This is a genomic window from Microbacterium terrae, from assembly GCF_017831975.1.
GTDB classification, from domain to species: Bacteria; Actinomycetota; Actinomycetes; order Actinomycetales; family Microbacteriaceae; genus Microbacterium; species Microbacterium terrae.
In genome coordinates this window covers 2,611,240-2,627,552 of sequence record NZ_JAFDSS010000001.1, presented here as the reverse complement: position 1 = coordinate 2,627,552, position 16,313 = coordinate 2,611,240, and the positions used below count along the sequence as shown (strand labels likewise).

General features: G+C 71.1%; 15 protein-coding genes. 13 read left to right on the top strand and 2 right to left on the bottom strand.

Annotated features, from left to right (window positions below; translation table 11 throughout):
* Position 1: 1 nt before the first annotated feature.
* Genes JOD63_RS12035 through JOD63_RS12025 form a run of 3 tightly spaced genes read left to right on the top strand, consistent with a single transcriptional unit; the run spans position 2 to position 4,252 of the window.
* Positions 2 to 994, top strand: a complete 993-nt coding sequence (locus tag JOD63_RS12035) for a carbohydrate ABC transporter permease (RefSeq protein ID WP_045274292.1) — start codon at positions 2 to 4, stop codon at positions 992 to 994.
* 1 nt (position 995) lies between these two features.
* The gene (locus tag JOD63_RS12030) at positions 996 to 1,889 is read left to right on the top strand and encodes a carbohydrate ABC transporter permease (protein ID WP_045274293.1); all 894 of its coding nucleotides are present in this window, start codon (positions 996 to 998) and stop codon (positions 1,887 to 1,889) included.
* Positions 1,886 to 4,252, top strand: coding sequence for a beta-xylosidase/alpha-l-arabinosidase (locus JOD63_RS12025; protein ID WP_045274294.1), 2,367 nt, complete (start codon positions 1,886 to 1,888; stop codon positions 4,250 to 4,252). The genes JOD63_RS12030 and JOD63_RS12025 overlap by 4 nt, the downstream gene beginning before the upstream one ends.
* Positions 4,253 to 4,257: 5 nt before the next feature.
* Here the strand turns inward: JOD63_RS12025 and JOD63_RS12020 are convergent, their stop codons facing one another.
* Positions 4,258 to 5,262: a LacI family DNA-binding transcriptional regulator gene (locus JOD63_RS12020; RefSeq protein ID WP_045274295.1), complete on the bottom strand. Its 1,005-nt coding sequence runs from the start codon at positions 5,260 to 5,262 to the stop codon at positions 4,258 to 4,260.
* Between the two features lie 175 nt (positions 5,263 to 5,437).
* Between JOD63_RS12020 and xylA the strand changes: the two genes are divergently transcribed.
* The 7 genes from xylA (at position 5,438) to JOD63_RS11985 (ending at position 12,585) form a co-directional block, all read left to right on the top strand.
* Positions 5,438 to 6,625: a xylose isomerase gene (xylA, locus tag JOD63_RS12015; protein WP_045274296.1), complete on the top strand. Its 1,188-nt coding sequence runs from the start codon at positions 5,438 to 5,440 to the stop codon at positions 6,623 to 6,625.
* Between the two features lie 125 nt (positions 6,626 to 6,750).
* On the top strand, positions 6,751 to 8,085 hold the full coding sequence (locus tag JOD63_RS12010) for a xylulokinase (RefSeq protein WP_052682293.1): 1,335 nt from the start codon (positions 6,751 to 6,753) through the stop codon (positions 8,083 to 8,085).
* A 218-nt stretch (positions 8,086 to 8,303) separates the two neighbouring features.
* Positions 8,304 to 9,155 (top strand): hypothetical protein, encoded by an 852-nt coding sequence (locus tag JOD63_RS12005; RefSeq protein ID WP_045274297.1) that lies wholly within the window; start codon positions 8,304 to 8,306, stop codon positions 9,153 to 9,155.
* A 53-nt stretch (positions 9,156 to 9,208) separates the two neighbouring features.
* Complete coding sequence (locus JOD63_RS12000) at positions 9,209 to 9,988, top strand: GTP pyrophosphokinase (RefSeq protein WP_084613320.1); 780 nt, start codon at positions 9,209 to 9,211, stop codon at positions 9,986 to 9,988.
* A gap of 22 nt (positions 9,989 to 10,010) precedes the next feature.
* Positions 10,011 to 11,213: a cation:proton antiporter gene (locus tag JOD63_RS11995; protein WP_245617926.1), complete on the top strand. Its 1,203-nt coding sequence runs from the start codon at positions 10,011 to 10,013 to the stop codon at positions 11,211 to 11,213.
* Positions 11,214 to 11,220: 7 nt separating this feature from the next.
* Positions 11,221 to 11,721 (top strand): hypothetical protein, encoded by a 501-nt coding sequence (locus JOD63_RS11990; RefSeq protein WP_045274298.1) that lies wholly within the window; start codon positions 11,221 to 11,223, stop codon positions 11,719 to 11,721.
* 63 nt (positions 11,722 to 11,784) lie between these two features.
* A complete protein-coding gene (locus JOD63_RS11985; RefSeq protein WP_045274299.1) occupies positions 11,785 to 12,585 on the top strand; it encodes a TspO/MBR family protein in 801 nt (266 codons plus the stop codon).
* Between the two features lie 10 nt (positions 12,586 to 12,595).
* Here JOD63_RS11985 and JOD63_RS11980 read toward each other — a convergent pair whose 3' ends face one another.
* A complete protein-coding gene (locus JOD63_RS11980; RefSeq protein ID WP_045274300.1) occupies positions 12,596 to 13,339 on the bottom strand; it encodes a glutamine amidotransferase-related protein in 744 nt (247 codons plus the stop codon).
* A 132-nt stretch (positions 13,340 to 13,471) separates the two neighbouring features.
* On the opposite strand from JOD63_RS11980, the gene JOD63_RS11975 reads away from it, so the two are divergent.
* From JOD63_RS11975 to JOD63_RS11965, 3 genes are all read left to right on the top strand, one after another.
* Complete coding sequence (locus JOD63_RS11975; RefSeq protein WP_045274301.1) at positions 13,472 to 14,089, top strand: RNA polymerase sigma factor; 618 nt, start codon at positions 13,472 to 13,474, stop codon at positions 14,087 to 14,089.
* Positions 14,079 to 14,546: a hypothetical protein gene (locus tag JOD63_RS11970; protein ID WP_045274302.1), complete on the top strand. Its 468-nt coding sequence runs from the start codon at positions 14,079 to 14,081 to the stop codon at positions 14,544 to 14,546. The genes JOD63_RS11975 and JOD63_RS11970 overlap by 11 nt, the downstream gene beginning before the upstream one ends.
* 66 nt (positions 14,547 to 14,612) lie before the next feature.
* Positions 14,613 to 16,277, top strand: coding sequence for a S8 family peptidase (locus tag JOD63_RS11965; protein ID WP_052682295.1), 1,665 nt, complete (start codon positions 14,613 to 14,615; stop codon positions 16,275 to 16,277).
* Positions 16,278 to 16,313: the final 36 nt, after the last annotated feature.

Genomic DNA, 16,313 nt, shown 5'->3' with positions numbered 1-16,313 from the left:
GATGGCCACTCTCACCACGCCCGGGCCCGCGGTCTCCGCGGGCCCGGGCCCTGCCCCCGCCCCGCGCGTCAGACGCGGTCAGACGCGCAAGCGCGTCGAGATCGCGGTCTTCGTCGCCCCCGCCCTGATCCTCTTCATCGGGTTCGTCATCGTGCCCGTGATCCTGGCGGCCGTCTACAGCTTCTACAACCTGCCGGCTGCGTTCCAGTGGGACGATCTGGCCGAGCCCGAGCGCTTCGTCGGGTTCGACAACTACGTGCGCGCGCTCACGACCCCCGAGTTCCAGAAGGCGATTGCCAACACCTTCTTCATCCTGATCATGTCGCTGCTCGTGCAGGGACCCATCGCGATCGGCGTGGCGCTGCTGCTGAACAGGCGCCTGCGCGGCCGCGCGGTGTTCCGCCTGCTGATCTTCGTGCCCTACGTGCTCGCCGAGGTCATCGCCGGTCTCGCCTGGCGCCTCATCCTGCAGCCGACCGGCGCTGTCAACGCGACGCTCGAGGCGATCGGCCTCGGCGACCTCGCCCGCAACTGGCTGGCCGACCCGGCGATCGCGCTGTGGACGATCTTCTTCATCCTGACGTGGAAGTACATCGGCTTCGCGATCCTGCTCTTCCTCGCCGGGCTCCAGGGCATCCCCGACGAACTCGCCGAGGCGGCCCAGATCGACGGCGCGACCTGGTGGCAGGTGCAGCGCCACATCACCCTGCCGCTGCTCGGCCCCACCCTGCGGATCTGGGCCTTCCTGTCGATCATCGGATCCCTCCAGGTGTTCGACATGGTGTGGATCACGGTGACCCCGGCCGTGCGCCGGATCGCCACCGAGACCATGGCGACGTACATGGTGCAGCAGGGTCAGTTCGCCGGCCAGCCCGGCTACGGCAGCGCCATCGCCGTCATCCTCTTCGTCATCTCGCTCGTCATCGCCCTGGTCTACCAGCGCTTCGCCCTGCGCCGCGATCTCGCCGGCGCCGTCACCAGAGGGGTGCGCTGACGTGTCCGCCACCACCACCATCGTCACGGGCGGAGCGCCCGTCGAGTCCGCTCCCGCCGGCCGCCGGTTCGACTGGGGCCAGCCGTTCGTCTACCTCGTGGCGCTCGTCGTCGCGGCGGTCGCGGTCGGCCCGGTGCTCTACGTCATCGCGGGCGGCTTCCGCACGACCGCGGATCTGAACGCGAACCCCGCCGGGATGCCCGATCCCTGGGTGCTGCAGAACTACGTCACCGTGCTCACCTCGCCGCGGTTCTGGGGCAACGTGTTCGCGAGCGTTGTGCTCGCGACCGCCACGACCGTCGGTGTCGTGATCGCCGGCATCATGGCCGCGTTCGTGCTGGCGCGCTACGACTTCCGCGGCCGGCAGGGTCTGTACTCGCTGTTCGCGGCCGGGCTGATGTTCCCGCTCACCGTCGCAGCGCTCCCGCTGACGCTGCTGCTGCGCACCCTGGGCCTCCACGGCACGTACCTCGGGGTGATCATCCCCGGCATCGCCTTCGCGCTGCCGACGACGATCATCATCCTCGTGCCGTTCCTGCGCGCGATCCCCGACGAACTCGAAGAGGCGGCGATGATCGACGGCGCAACACGCATCGGCTTCTTCTGGCGCATCCTGCTCCCGCTCGCGAAGCCCGGTCTCATCACTGTCGGCATCCTCGCGTTCGTGGCCAGCTGGAACGGCTATCTGCTGCCTCTCCTCGTGATCTCGACGGGATCGCTGCCGCAGGAGCTGTGGCCGCTGCCGCTCGGCGTCACCCAGTTCTCCACCCAGTACTCGCAGGACACCGGCGCGGTGCTCGCCTACACGTCGCTCGCGATGATCCCCGCCCTGGTGTTCTTCCTCCTTGCCGAGAAGCGCATCGTGGGCGGCCTCACCGGAGCGGTGAAGGGATGACCATGGACCACGACACGATGACGGATGCCGCGCCCTGGCGCGACGTCGCACGCCCGGTCGACGAGCGCGTCGAAGCCCTCGTCTCGGAGATGACGGTGGCCGAGAAGGTCGCCCAGCTGTACGGCGTGTGGGTCGGAGCATCCGATGACGGCGAGGATGTCGCCCCTCACCAGCACGACATGGACGACCACGTCGACCTCGACGACCTGCTGCCGGACGGCCTCGGGCAGCTCACGCGCCCGTTCGGCACAGCCCCGGTCGATCCCGCGGTCGGTGCGCTCTCGCTGATGCGCTCGCAGCAGCGGATCGCGGATGCGAACCGGTTCGGCATTCCCGCACTCGCCCATGAGGAGTGCCTCGCGGGCTTCGCGACCTGGGGTGCGACCGCGTACCCGGTCCCGCTCAGCTGGGGTGCATCCTTCGATCCCGACATCGTGCGCGAGATGGGGCGCCGGATCGGCGACGACATGCGCTCGGTCGGCGTGCACCAGGGCCTCGCCCCCGTGCTCGACGTCGTGCGCGACGCGCGGTGGGGTCGGGTCGAGGAGACGATCGGCGAGGATCCCTACCTCGTCGGCACGGTCGCGACCGCGTACATCCAGGGAGTCGAGTCGGCGGGCGTGGTCGCGACGCTGAAGCACTTCGTGGGGTACTCCGCCTCGAAGGGCGGCCGCAACCTCGCACCGGTCTCGGTCGGCCCGCGCGAGCTCGCCGACGTGCTGCTCCCGCCGTTCGAGATGGCGGTCCGCGAGAGCGGCGTGCGGTCGGTGATGAACTCGTACACCGATCTCGACGGGGTGCCGACCGCCGCCGACGGGCGGCTCCTGACCGGACTGTTGCGCGACGAGTGGGGCTTCGACGGAACGGTGGTCGCCGACTACTTCTCCGTCGCGTTCCTCAAGCAGCTGCACGGCGTGAGCGAGACGTGGACGGATGCCGCCCGCGACGCGCTCGCGGCCGGCATCGACGTCGAGCTGCCCACCGTGAAGACCTTCGGGCGCGACCTCGTGCACGCGGTCGAGGCGGGCGAGATCGACGAAGAGCTCATCGACCGTGCGCTGCGCCGGGTGCTGCGTCAGAAGGTCGACCTCGGGATGCTCGATCCGGGCTGGTCGCCCGTGCCTTCCGCGCTCGCCGGAGTCGACCTCGCTGCTGCGTCGGTGCGGGGCGCGGTCGACCTCGACAGTCCGGGCAACCGCGACCTCGCGCGCCGCATCGCCGAGCGTGCCGTGGTGCTGGTGAGCAACGACGGCACGCTGCCGCTCGCATCGCCGCCGCGCATCGCGCTGGTGGGCCCGACCGCGACCGATCCCTACGCGGTGCTCGGGTGCTACTCGTTCCCTTCGCACGTGGGCGTGCGCCACCCCGAGGTGCCGATCGGCATCGAGCTGCCCACGCTCCGCGACGCGCTGGCGGCCGAGTTCCCCGGCGCCGAGATCGTCGTCGCAGCCGGCACGAGCATCGACGGGGGCGAGACCGACGGGTTCGCCGAGGCCGTGGCCGCGGCATCCTCGGCAGACGTCGTCATCGTCGCCCTGGGCGACCGTGCGGGCCTGTTCGGCCGCGGTACGAGCGGCGAGGGCTGCGACGCGGCGGATCTGTCGCTGCCCGGTGCCCAGCAGGCGCTGCTGGACGCCGTGCTCGACACCGGCGTGCCGGTGGTGGCGACCCTGCTGGCCGGTCGTCCCTACGCACTGGGCTCGGCGCCGGATCGCGCCGCAGCCATCGTTCAGGCCTTCTTCGCGGGCGAGGAGGGCACGGGTGCGATCGCCGGGGTGCTGAGCGGTCGCGTCAATCCGAGCGGGCGTCTGCCGGTGAGCATCCCGCGCGACTCGGGGGCGCAGCCCTCGACGTATCTCGCAGCACCCCTCGCCCGCAGCAACGGGGTGTCGAACATCGATCTGACGGCGGCCTACGCGTTCGGTCACGGGCTCGGCTATGCGCCCGCGGTGTGGTCGGATGCCGCGGCATCGGCCGACGCGATCGCCGTCGACGGCGCGGTGACGGTGTCGATCCACGTCGGCAACGCGGGAGACCGCGACGGCGTCGAGGTGGTGCAGCTGTACCTGCACGATCCGGTGGCGTCGACGGTGCGGCCGGTGCAGCGGCTGATCGCCTACGCGCGGGTTCCGCTCGGCGCAGGGGAGCGGGCGCGCGTGTCGTTCGACGTACCTGCCGACCTCGCCTCGTTCACCGGCGTCGACGGGCGGCGCATCGTCGAGCCGGGTGAGATCGTGCTCGGATTCGGGCGGTCGTCGGCCGAGATCGTCGCGGCGCAGTCCGTGCGGCTCACGGGCGAGCCGCGTGTCGTCGATCACACCAGGGGGCTTCACGCGACGGTCACCGTCACGCCCGACGTCTAGCCTGCTCAGGCGGGCGGGGCGGTGCTGCCGCGGACGACGAGATGCGTCGCGAGATCCATGCGGAGGGTCTCGGGCGTCTTGCCGTCGGCGAGCCGGAGGGCGAGCCGGGTGGCCTCCTCGCCCATGCGCCGCAGCGGCTGGTGCACCGTCGTGAGCTGGGGGCTCATCCACCGGGCCAGCGCGATGTCGTCGTACCCCACGACCGACAGGTCGTCGGGAACACGCAGCCCGGCTGCTGATCCTGCGGCGATGGCGCCGAGCGCCTGCAGGTCGCTCCCCGCGAAGATCGCGGTCGGCGGGTCTGCGAGTGCCAGCAGCTCCCGCGCGTGGTGCTCGCCGCCGCCCGGGTGGAAGTCGCCGAACCGGATGAGCTCGGGATCGATCGGCAGCCCCGCGGCGTTCATCGCCGAGCGGTAGCCGTCGACCCGCGCGAGCGAGCACATCATGTCTTCGGGGCCGGTGATCGCCGCGATGCGGCGGTGACCGAGCTCGATGAGATGCCGGGTGGCCATGAGCCCGCCCGACCAGTTCGCCGAACCGACCGAGGGCACGTCCGGGGAGGGGTCGCCCGCCGGGTCGACGATCACGAACGGGATGCCGCGTGAGCGCAGCTTGTCGCGGACGTGCTCGGCGATGTCGGAGAACACGAGCACCACACCGACCGGGCGCCTGCGCAGGACGCCGTCGATCCAATCCGCGGACGGGGCGTGGCGGTCGCCGCTCACGGTGAGGACGACCGACAGCCCGGCAGCGTGCGCGACATCCTCGACGCCCTCGATGACCTCCATCGACCAGCTCGCCTCGAGTTCGTGGAACACGAGCTCGACCACGTCGCTGCGCTGGCGATCGGTGCGGCGGGTGTAGCCGTGGCGGGCGAGGTGCTCCTCGAGCCGGGCGCGCGTCGCGGGCGCGACGTCGTGGCGCCCGTTCAGCACCTTCGACATCGTGGCGAGCGAGACGCCGGCCTCGGCGGCGATCTCCGCCAGGGTGACACGCGGTGCATCCGACATGGAGCGATGGTAGCCCGAAACTATCGGACGCGTTTCGCTCGATCTTCGAGGCTGGATTCCGCGGTGCGGAGCGACCGGAGCCCGACTGGACGAGGCATCCGTTCTGGTATAGGTTGTCGTCAGCAACAATTACCGACCGGCCCCGCGTGTCAGCCCGGCCCCGCAAAGGAGCGTCATGCCCACCCCCACCCGCGCCGACAAGTTCTCGTTCGGCCTTTGGACCATCGGCTACAACGGCACCGACCCCTTCGGCGGGCCGACCCGCAACCACCTCGACGTCGTGCACGCCGTCGAGAAGCTCGCCGAACTCGGCGCCTACGGGCTCACCTTCCACGACGACGACCTGTTCGCGTTCGGCTCGACCGACGCCGAGCGCCAGACCCAGATCGACCGCCTGAAGGGCGCCCTGGCCGACACCGGCCTCATCGTGCCGATGGTCACCACCAACCTGTTCTCGGCCCCGGTGTTCAAGGACGGCGGCTTCACGTCGAACGACCGTGACGTGCGCCGCTTCGCGCTGCGCAAGGTGTTCCGCCAGCTCGACCTCGGCGCCGAGCTCGGCGCGAAGACGTTCGTCATGTGGGGCGGCCGCGAGGGCGCCGAGTACGACTCGGCCAAGGACATCCGTCAGGCGCTCGAGCGCTACCGCGAGGCCGTGAACCTGCTCGGCGACTACGTCACCGACAAGGGCTACGACATCCGCTTCGCGATCGAGCCGAAGCCCAACGAGCCCCGTGGCGACATCCTGCTCCCCACGCTCGGCCACGCGATCGCGTTCATCGACTCGCTCGAGCGCCCCGAGCTCGTCGGCCTCAACCCCGAGGTCGGCCACGAGCAGATGGCGGGCCTGAACTTCGCCGCCGGCATCGCCCAGGCGCTGTACCACGGCAAGCTCTTCCACATCGACCTCAACGGTCAGCGCGGCATCAAGTACGACCAGGACCTGGTGTTCGGCCACGGCGACCTGCACAACGCGTTCGCGCTCGTCGACCTGCTCGAGAACGGCGGCCCGGGCGGGGTGCCGGCGTACGACGGGCCGCGTCACTTCGACTACAAGCCGAGCCGCACCGAAGACGAGACGGGCGTCTGGGACTCGGCATCGGCCAACATGCGCACCTACCTGCTGCTCAAGGAGCGCGCCGCGGCCTTCCGCGCCGACCCCGAGGTGCAGGAGGCCCTCGAGGCGGCCAAGGTGTTCGAGCTCGCCGAACCGACGCTGAACCCGGGCGAGACGTACGACGACTTCCTCGCCGACCGCTCGGCCTACGAGGACTTCGACGCGAACGCGTACCTCGGCGGCAAGGGCTTCGGCTTCGTGCGCCTGCAGCAGCTCGCGACCGAGCACCTGCTCGGCGCCCGCTGACCGGCATCCGCCCCACCCTCCCTCGCCTTCCGCGGTTCATCTCCGTGGAACTGCTGCTCCACGCCGTGGCGCCGTCGATTCCACGGAGATGAACTGGGGGCATGGGCCACACAGAAGGAGTTCCCGTGACGCTGGTGATGGGAGTCGACTCGTCGACGCAGTCGTGCAAGGTCGTCGTGACGGATGCCGCGACGGGTGAGGTCGTCCGCCAGAGGCGTGCACCGCATCCCGACGGCACATCGGTCGATCCCGCGGCCTGGTGGTCGGCCCTGCAGGAGGCGATCGCGGATGCCGGTGGCCTCGGCGACGTGCAGGCGTGGGCCATCGGCGGTCAGCAGCACGGCATGGTCGCGCTCGACGCCGACGGTCGCGTCGTCCGCGACGCGCTGCTGTGGAACGACACCCGCTCTGCCGGCGCGGCCGCGGACCTCATCGCCGAGTTCGGGGCAGACGAGCTCGCCCGGCGCACCGGGCTCGTGCCCGTGGCATCCTTCACAGTCACGAAGCTCCGGTGGCTGCGCGATGCGGAGCCTGACAACGCGGCGCGCGTCGCCGCCGTCGCCCTTCCGCATGACTGGCTGACCTGGCGGCTGCGCGGCTACGGGCCGGCGGGCGAATCCGCCCTCGGCCCGGTGCTCGACGAGCTCGTCACCGACCGCTCAGACGCCTCGGGAACCGGCTACTGGCGGCCTGACGCGACCATGGGCACCGAGGCTGCCGCTGACGCCGCCGGTTACGACCGCGAGCTGCTCGCCGCAGCCCTCGGCCACGACGCGGTGCTGCCGCGCGTGCTCGGCCCTCAGGAATGGGTAACGGATGCCGACGGCCGGCGCGTCGGCGGAGGAGCCGGCGACAACGCGGGCGCGGCGCTCGGCCTCGGCGCCGGGCCGGGCGACGTGGTCGTCTCGATCGGCACCAGCGGCACGGTCTTCGCGGTGAGCGAGGAGCGCACGATCGACCCCACGGGCACGGTGGCGGGCTTCGCCGACTGCACCGGGCGGTTCCTGCCTCTGGTGGCCACCCTCAACGCCGCACGCGTGCTCGACGCGATCGGCCGCCTCCTCGGCGTCGACCACGCCGAGCTGTCGCGGCTCGCGCTCGCCGCCGAGCCCGGAGCGGGCGGACTCGCCCTCGTGCCGTACTTCGAGGGCGAGCGCACCCCGAACCTCCCTGACGCGACGGCTTCGCTGTCGGGCATGACGCTCGCATCCACGACCCGCGAGAACCTCGCGCGCGCCGCCGTCGAGGGCATGCTCTCAGGACTGGCTGCCGGCCTCGACGCGCTGCGCGCGCTCGGAGTGCCCCTCGAGCGCGCCCTCCTCGTCGGCGGCGGGGCCCAGTCCGAGGCGGTGCGGGCCATCGCCCCGCTCGTGCTGGGCCTCGAAGTCGAGGTTCCCGAGCCCGGCGAGTATGTCGCGCTCGGGGCCGCACGGCAGGCGGCCTCCGTCCTCGCGCACTGAACCGCCTCGCCGCGCGCCGGCCCGACCCTGCGACCAGCCGGGCCACCTGCCGCGCGGATGCGCCACCGTCGCACTCGCTCTCTCCCTACCCGCCCGTGTGCCTAATGCAGGATGAATGCGCCCCGCAGCGGCGGGCGGCCGCGTGATCATGCAGGTCTGACGCGCCGCGCGCGCGAGCCATCCTGAATACGGCACGCCGGATCGGGGAGACTGGGGGGATGGTGGCGGACGAAGCGGGCTCCGACGCGGCGATCGATGCCATCGCGGCCGAGCTGTACGCCATCGTGCCCGCGGATTTCACCGCGGCGCGCAACGCCCGCGCTGCGGCCCTCACCGATCGTGCCCTCGCGACCCGGGTGAAGGCGCTGCGCAAGCCCGTCGTCGCGGCGTGGGCGGTGAACCTCCTCGCCCGCGAGGGTCAGCTCGCCGATGCGCTCGAACTGTCGGCGGCGCTGCGCGAAGCGCAGGACGACCTCGACGCCGCCGAGCTCTCGCGCCTCGGCCGGCAGCGCCGTCAGCTCGTCGCCGCGCTCGCCGCGCAGGCGGTGAGTCTCGCGCAGGACGCCGGCGTCACGGTGAGCGCCGCAGCGGCGGGCGACGTCGAGAAGACGATCAACGCGGCAGTGATGGATGCCGCGGCCGCCGCCGCGGTCATGACGGCGCGCCTCGTGACGCCGCTCGAGGCCGGCGCGTTCGAACCTGACGACCTCGCCGACGCCGTCGCCGGCTCGCTCCCCGGTGCCGCTGAGGCCGCGCCCCGCGACGACCTCGCCGCCCGGCGGGCGCGCAAGGCCGCGGAGAAGGCCGCGCGCGAGGCCGAACGCGACGCGAACGAGGCCGACCGGCTGCTCGCAGCCGTCGCCGCCAAGCAGACCAAGACCCAGGAGCGCGTCGACCATCTGGCGGAGCGGATCGGCGACCTGCAGCGAGACCTCGCCCGCCTCGAGGCCGAGCACGAGGAGGCCGAGGACCAGCTGGCCGCGCTCGACCGCGAGCATCGGGACGCCGCATCCCATGCCGCCGACGCGCGCCGCGGGGCCGACCGGGCCCGTCGCGCGCTCGACGGCTGACGGCGGGAGACGCTCACAGCACCCTCGTAGGCTGGCTCCCTACGGTGGTGGGCATGTCGAACCCCGCGCCAGTGGCGCACGCCGCGTCCGATGACGACACGCAGATCACCGTCTCGGCGGGCGAGCTTCGCACGATCCGCGACGAGATGCAGCGGTTCCTGCTGGAGTACCGCTTCGGCATGCAGGAGATCGAGACGAAGATCGGCATCCTGCGCGACGAGTTCCAGCACATGCACGACTACAACCCGATCGAGCACGTCTCGAGCCGGGTGAAGTCGCCCGACAGCCTCGTCGACAAGGTGCAGCGCAAAGGGATCGAGGCAGACTTCGCGTCCATCCGCGCGCACGTCACCGACATCGCCGGCGTGCGCGTGACGTGCAGCTTCGTCGCCGATGCGTACCGTCTGTTCGACCTGCTCACGGCGCAGGACGACGTGCGCATCCTCCAGGTGAAGGACTACATCGCCGCTCCGAAGCCCAACGGGTACAAGAGCCTGCACGCGATCGTCGAGGTGCCGGTGTTCCTCTCCACCGGACGCGTCGCGGTGCCGGTCGAGGTGCAGTTCCGCACCGTCGCGCAGGACTTCTGGGCGAGCCTCGAGCACAAGATCTACTACAAGTACGACACGCAGGTGCCCGAGGAGCTTCTCGACCAGCTGAAGGATGCCGCCGACACCGCCGCCGCGCTCGATGAGCGCATGGAGCGGCTGCACCGCGAGATCCGCGGCGGCGACGCGGCGGCCGCCCGATCCGGCTCCCCGGGGCGCGCGGGCCGGTCCCTCAGCACCGACACGCTCGTGCTTCCCCGCCTGAACCACGTCATCGAGGCCTGACTCCCGCGGCTACGCTGATGCGGTGGAGAACGTCTCGTCACTGCTGATCATCAGCCTCATGGCGGTGCTCGCGCCGCTCGCGGCCCGGGGGATCGGCCGCGTCGCGCGCGTGCCCGTCGTGGTCTTCGAGCTGGTGCTCGGCATCCTCGTCGGTCCGGCCGTGCTCGGCTGGGTGAGCGAAGGCGAGATCCTCGACGCGCTGAGCGAGTTCGGTCTCGCGATGCTGTTCTTCGTCGCCGGCACCGAGATCGAGGCGCGGTCGCTGCGCGGCCGGACCGGCCGCCGGGCGTGGATCGGGTGGTTCATCAGCATCACCGTCGGCATCGCGCTCGGCATGGTGTTCGTGCCGGGCGAGCCGGCGATCATCGTCGGCGTGGCGCTCGCCTCGACGGCGCTCGGTACCCTCCTGCCGATCCTGCGCGATGCGGGCGAGATGAAGACGCCGTTCGGCGAGGCTGTCGGCGCACTCGGGACCGTTGGCGAGTTCGGCCCGCTCATCGCGATCTCGATCTTCCTCGGCGGCCGTGAGCCCGGCACCGCGACGGTCGTCCTGCTGGTCTTCGCCCTGATCGCCGGTCTCGCTGTGTGGTGGGCGATGCGTGTCCCGCAGGGGCGCCTGCACACATTCGTCAACGCGACGCTCCACACCTCGGGGCAGTTCGCGGTGCGGACGGTGCTCCTCATCCTCGTCGCGCTGGTCGCGCTCAGCATCGCGCTCGACATCGACATGCTCCTCGGGGCGTTCACCGCGGGCGTGGTCTGGCGCCTCATGATGCGCGAGGCGACCGAGCACGACCGTCACGCGGTCGAGAGCAAGATCGAGGGCCTCGCGTTCGGCTTCCTCGTGCCGATCTTCTTCATCTACACCGGCATCACCTTCGATCTGCAGGCGCTGCTCGACGATCCGGTGCTGCTCGCGATCGTGCCCGCGGTCGTGGTCGCCCTTCTGGTCGTTCGGGGGGTGCCTTCGATGCTCGCCGCGCCGAAGGGATCGTCGCCCCGCGACCGCATCGCGATCACCCTCCTCGGTGCCACCGGACTGCCGATCATCGTCGCGGTGACCGGGATCGGCGTCGACGAGGGTCTCATCTCCTCGGGCGTCGCGTCGGTGCTGGTGGGCGCGGGCATGCTGTCGGTGCTGCTGTTCCCGCTCATCGCGATGTCGCTCCGCGGCGACAGCGTCAAGCGTCCGGTGGGGGCGCTCATCGAAGACGAGCACGCCTGAGGCGCCCATGACCGAGCCGCGTGTCGACCTCGAGGCGCTGTTCTCGCGCGCGCGCACCACGCTCGCCTCGGCTCCCCGCGAAGCCCTCGGCGAGGTCGTTCAGCCGCGCCGCGTGCTCGGTGTCGCGCGCGCGCCGCGCGTGCAGCGCCGCGGAGACGCTTGGCACCTGGGCGTGCTGCTGGTGACGGATGACGCAGTGCTCGCCACCGGCGATGTCGTCCGTGCCCGCGAGGAGGCGCGGCGCGGGTACACCGCGACGTCGCAGCGCGAGCGCGCCGAATTGGCGGCGGCCGCCTTCCGCGGCGGGTTCGCGGAGGGCGAGAGCGTGCACGTCGGCTGGCGGATGCTCGACCTCGACGCGGTCGCCCGGGGCGAGGCATCCGGGCCCCTCGCCCTCGTCGACGGCGTGCCGAGCGTGCGCTGGAGTCAGGCGGGCGGATACACCGCGCTGGCGGGCTATCTCGACGAGCGCATCGAGCTGCTCAGGCACCCGCCGCAGGGCGCATAGCGCCGGTTGCCCGCGCCTGTCAACAGGGCCGACAGAGTCGCCGCGCATCCGTACGGTGGGGGCATGGCAGCCAGAGACCTCACCCGCCAGATCGTCGTCATCAGCGCCTTCTGCTTCATGATCGTCGCCGCGATGGTGGGCACGGGCCTGCTCGGCGGAACTCCCGTGCAGGACCTGCAAGACGGGGCACTCGACGCCGACGGCTCGTACCTCGCCCCGGCACGCCAGGCTTTCTCGATCTGGACGGCGATCTACGTCGGCCTCTTCGCCTACACGGTCTGGCAGGCCCTTCCCGGTCAGCGCGCAGACGAGCGTCAGCGCGCGGCCGGCTGGCTGGTCGCGAGCACGATGGCCTTCAACGGGCTGTGGCTCGTCACCGCGCAGTTCGGCAGCCTGCCGCTCACCGTTCTCGCGATCGTCGTCCTGCTCGCGGTGCTCGCGGTGACGTTCCGCCGGCTCGTGCAGATTCCGCCTGCGCGCTGGACCGACCGACTGCTCCTCGACGGGGTCACCGGGCTCCACCTCGGCTGGGTGACCCTCGCGACCGTGGCCAACGTCACCGCCTGGCTGACCACGATCGTCGCGGATCCGGGCGCCGGCGGCGCAGACGTCTGGGGCGTACTGGTTCTCGTCGTCGTCGGGATCATCGGCATCGCGATCGGCTGGGCGAGCGGCTGGCGTGTGGCCCCGGCCCTCGCCATCTCGTGGGGCCTGTCGTGGCTCGCCGTCGGCCGGCTCACGGGTGAGCCGGCGAGCACCGCGATCGGCGTGACCGCGATCGTGGTCGCGGTCGCCGTTCTCGTCGTGACGATCGGCGCCGCCGTGTTCGCCCGCGTCATGGATGCGAAGACGCCCGCGGCCTGAGACGGGCGGGTCAGGCGGGACCGAAGCGCTCGGCGAAGGCGCGCAGCACGCGGACGGGTTCGGTGACGGATGCCGCGAGCACGCGGCCGGCGATCTCGTCGTAGGCCGCGGCCTCGAAATAGCCGTCGTCGCGGTACACCGCCATGCGCTCGGTGAACGCGGTCGTCGTCGGCTCGGGGTGGAACTGCGTGGTGTAGAGCCGATCGCCGACGCGATAAGCCTGCACGGGGCATCCGTCGTTCTCGGCGAGGAGCACCGCTCCCGGCGGCACAGACTCCGTGCCTTCCTTGTGGGCCGTGAGAGCGGTGAACCGCGCCGCGAGCGTGCCGAACACCGGGTCTGCGCGGCCGTCGAGGGTCAGGGAGACGGCCACAGGCCCGGTGTCTTCGGGGTAGGCCCGGCTGACCGTGCCGCCGAGCATCCGCGTCACGACGCCGATGCCGTAGCACGTGAACATCGCGGCGGGCCCATCGCCGGCGGCGACGTGGCGGGCGATGTGCTCGAGCTCGGATTCGAGTCGCAGCTGCGCGTCGGTCTTCGTCGATTCGGGATCGGCGACGTTGAACGGGCTGCCGCCGACGACGAACCCGCTGTAACGGTCGAACGCGTCGTGGGGGAGCGGCTCGCGCACGAGATCGTGGCGGTCGAGCTGCGCCGCGCCGAGCTTCATGGCGGTGCGGAACGACTCGTACTCGGCCGCGGCGGCCCCCACCTGAGGCCGCACGCACACGTAGAGCAGCGGTGCGGTCGTCATGCCGCGATTCTACGGCGCACCTCGCGCAGGGGCGAAGGCGGAGGAAACCTGAAGTGATGCAGGATTCTTCTGTCGCAGATGTATCAGATCGCCACTATCGCGCTCGGGCATGGTGTGGACAGAATGGGCGTCATGACGCAGGCAGACGCGGACGCACCGCCCGGCTCGGTGGAGCCGGCACGGTGGGAGCGCGCCGCTGCGTTCTTCGTACGCTGGCGCGAAGGCGACAGCCGTGCGATGGATGAGCTCGTACGACTCATGACACCGCCCCTGTGGCATGTCGTGCGCGCGTACGGGCTGGATCCTGCGCTCGCGGAAGACGTCGTGCAGACGACATGGCTCACCCTCGTGCGTCGCCACGAGACCATCCTCGATCCCCAAGCGGTGTCGGGATGGCTCACGATGTGCGCGCGTCGTGAGGCGTGGCGCGTCGGCAAACAGCATCGGCGTGCCGATGCGACCGAGGCCGAGTCGCTCGAACCGCACCTTCCGGTCCACGAATCCGCCGAGCAGACCGCTGCCACCGACGACGAATCACGTCGCCTGTGGAACGCCGTCTCTCGGCTCGACGAACGATGCCAGCGCCTGCTGCGGATCGTCGCGTTCGAGGACCGCCCCGATTATGCACGCATCGCTCAAGATCTCGCGATGCCGATCGGCTCCATCGGACCGACCCGCCAGCGCTGCCTCGCAAAGCTTCGCGCTGGACTTGAGGGCGACGGATGGAGAGGTGACGACCATGGAGAATGACGACCTTGCCGGTGACACGGCACTGTTCGACGACGTGCGGCGGATGTGGGAGGCCACCGATCCCGTGCCGGTCGATCTCGTCGACCGCATGGTGGCCGCGGTCGCCGTAGAGGACCTGACGCGCGAGTACGCCATGCTCACCCTCGTCGAGGGGCAGCTGGCGGCGGTGCGCGGCGAGGCCGACACGGCGACGCTGCAGTTCAGTGATGGATCGACGAGTGTGCTCCTGCACGTGACGGCCACCGATGACGGCGGCCGTCGGGTCGACGGGTGGGTGGATGCCACTGCGCTCGCGATCCGTCTCGTGCAGGGCGAACAGGAGTGGTCCGCCCAGGCCGGCGACACCGGCCGGTTCGCGTTCGACGAGGTCACGCCCGGCGTGGCGCGACTTCGCCTCGTCGTGCGGGACGCCGACGGCGAACTGCGCGACTTCCAGACCCCGCAATTCGAAGTCTGAGACCGATAGATCCGATGCCGGCGCCTGGGGGCTCCGGCATCGTGGTCGTGTGAATAGGAGCCCGTGATGAGTGCATTGCCCCCCGACGATCCTGCCCGCGGCTCGGCCAGCGGCGGTGGTGGCCGAACATGGCGTGACCGGTACGACGCCGCATTCGGCGAGGGGGCTGCCCTCGACCCGACGAGCGAGCCGGTCGAGGGCGTGCACGCGTACCCCACGGCATACGCGCCCGACCATCTCCTCGTGACCACGACCGAGGACCTGCGTCCCGTGATGGCGGCGCTGATCCCGGCGGCGCAGGACTTCGGCTGGGGCCTCAAGCTTCGCAACCTCGACAAGTCGGATCTCGACATCGACATCGCGATCGACCGCGCGCGCCGCGGGCGCCGAGACCTCGATCTGCCGACCATCTATCGGATCGACATCTTTCCGCAGCCGAGCCCGGACCGCGACGACCAGCCCGTGCCGCCGATCGACGCATGGCGGCTGCTGCAGCGGGCCCGCGCGCGCAACGGCAAGGACTTCCGCGGTGTGAGCCTCGACCACGTGCTCACCCTCGACCCGTACGGCACCCGCACCAACCCGTACGGCACGCGGACGAACCCCTACGGCACGCGGACGAACCCGTACGGCACCCGCACGAACCCGTTCGGGACGGAGGATGCCGACAGCGGCACCGGCCGCCAGGTCATCACCTACGCCGGGCCGGAGCCCGTGCGCAGCATCCCTCTCGCGAAGCGCGGCCGGCGCCCCGTCGTCGCCGTTCTCGACACGGGATGCGGAACCCACAAGTGGCTGCCGAATGACATCGTGTCGCGCTATGTCGAGCTCGACGATCGTCCGATCGGCATCGGAGACCGCTCCACCGACCCGGAGCTCACCGGAGACCTCGCCGGCCCCATGGACGGCATCCTCGACAGTTCGGCCGGACACGGCACCTTCATCGCCGGGGTGATCCGCCAGGTCGCGCCGGAGGCCGACATCGTGGCCGTGCGCGTCGCCGACAGCGAAGGATACGTTCTCGAGGGCTCGTTCATGCTCGCTGTCCGCTCGCTCGTGAAGTGGATGGCGCGAACCGAGCGGGAAGGCGGGCGCCAGGTCGACGTCATCAGCATCTCGCTTGGCTACTACCACGAGACGCCCGAGGACGATCTCTTCGACCGGACGCTCAGCGAACTGCTCCGCGCCGCCCGACGTCGGGGATGCGCCGTCGTCTGCTCCGCGGGCAACGACGCGACGGATCGGCCGACCTTCCCGGCAGCGCTCTGGGACTGGCGCGAGCAGGCGAAGCTGTGGAACTGGCGTGACCCCGACTTCGTCGTCGTCGATCCGCGCGCCGCAGCCCCGCACATGGCGGTCGGGGCGCTCAACCCGAACGGGACCGTCGCGCTCTACTCGAACATCGGCCCCTGGGTGAACACCTACGCGCCCGGGACGGCGGTGCTGAGCACACTGCCGCCGTTCAACGGCGGCCTGCAGCCCACCATCCGCGACGACCGCGGCCTCCTCGCGCGCGAGACCATCGACCCCGATGACTTCACCGGCGGGTTCGGCATCTGGAGCGGAACCTCGTTCGCAGCGCCGTACGTCGCGGCGAAACTCGTCGCCGACCTCGCGCCGAAGATGATGGCGGGGAAGCTCACCGACGTGAAGAGCCGGAACGCGGAGCTCGCCAAGGCGAAGACCCGGGTGCTGCGCGAGCTCGAGAAGATGCAGGCGTCTGCGCGCTGACCGCTCGCCACGAGAGGTCCCCGCAGGGCATGATGA